Consider the following 1,215-nt stretch of genomic DNA (forward strand, 5'->3'; position numbering starts at 1 on the left):
AGCTGCCAACCGCAGCGTGCGCCTGCTGGGAGGCGGCCGCCGTGATCTGTGCTTCAGCCTGCACCTTCGCCGCCAGCGCCACCGGGTCCCAGGTACGCACCAGGCCGTTGGCATCATCACTGCTGAGCACACCACGCTCCAGCCCAGCCAGCGTCTGTTCGACGTTCTTGCCGGTGCTGGCCACGTGCGCGTTGCCGTCAGTAATCTGATTCGTCTCATCTAGACCGGGCCTGACAGGCCGGATACTGCATGCGCACGGAGGTATCGCAGGCACCTTCGTAAACGTAGCCTTTGGCCATCATGCAGCGCTGGATGCCGTGATGCTTTTCGCTTGAGCGCCTGGCGACCTCAGCACCACTGCCTGCTGACGGGTTGCTGTAACTGCCAACATCGTCCCCGCCGCAGGCAATCCAGTCCTGTTGCCGCTCCGCCTGCGGGCGCGAGGGATGCTGCCAGTAGTCCCGCAGCGGCGTCGGATGAACGAGCCGTTGGTAGGCTTCCTTGTCACAGTAGGCGGTCGGCGTCTGCGGACCACAGATACGTCCGTTGCCGATCAGACATCCTGTCAACGCAATCGGCGCCATCAGCACTGCGATTCTGGTAAGAAAGCTCATCATGGTGCCGCCTCAATGAATTTGGTAATTGCCTGCCACACACCCGGTGGCAGACCCTTGGCCATTGCAAACGGAGCGGCTACAGGAATCGCAACCACGCTCCAGGTGTTGTGAATGTTCTGCAGCGTAGGCGAACGCCCCCGCACTGCGTTGCCCTCGGCGTCATACAGCCCGACCGCTTGACCACCAAGGTAATCGTGGGGGCCTGCAAAGAACTCGATCAGACGATCCTGCCAGGCCCCGCTTGCGTAAGGAACACCGGCAAGGGTGCCCTCGATGCCTTGAATGCCACCTGTCAGTCCGCGCATCGCCTTGCCATCGGGCGTCTGCAGGAAGGCACTCAGGCTCATTCCGGCCTTTTCCGCATCCCACTGCACGTGTCCTTGAGCGTCCAGCTTCAAGCTTTTGTCAGGGTTGGTCATGCAGTACTTGTTACCCGGCCCACACAACTGATCCAGATCAATCCGCGTCCCGCCCAGCTTGATCCCGTCGCCATCCACGCCCACGCTGACACCGCCGATGTTGTCCAGCACCGTCGGGTCCTTGACCGTCGGATTGTTCGGGTCCGCATCATCGATGATCACCGGATTGCTCGGATCGA

At 61.6% G+C, this 1,215-nt stretch carries 2 protein-coding genes and 1 pseudogene; all 3 read right to left on the reverse strand.

Features of this window, described 5'->3' with window-relative positions; genetic code table 11:
• Positions 1-184, reverse strand: a pseudogene (locus RZA67_RS16350) (hypothetical protein); the annotation flags it as partial.
• A gap of 31 nt (positions 185-215) precedes the next feature.
• Positions 216-617 (reverse strand): hypothetical protein, encoded by a 402-nt coding sequence (locus RZA67_RS16355; protein WP_317214112.1) that lies wholly within the window; start codon positions 615-617, stop codon positions 216-218.
• Positions 614-1,215: hypothetical protein (locus RZA67_RS16360; protein ID WP_317214113.1), on the reverse strand; the 602-nt coding region annotated here is incomplete at its 5' end. The genes RZA67_RS16355 and RZA67_RS16360, both read right to left, overlap by 4 nt.

Source organism: Stenotrophomonas sp. C3(2023) (assembly GCF_032911385.1).
Taxonomy (GTDB): Bacteria; Pseudomonadota; Gammaproteobacteria; order Xanthomonadales; family Xanthomonadaceae; genus Stenotrophomonas.

Coding starts and splice junctions, on each gene's coding strand:
- RZA67_RS16355 (WP_317214112.1), bottom strand. CDS start 617: ATGATGAGCTTTCTTACCAGAATCGCAGTGCTGATGGCGCCGATTGCG.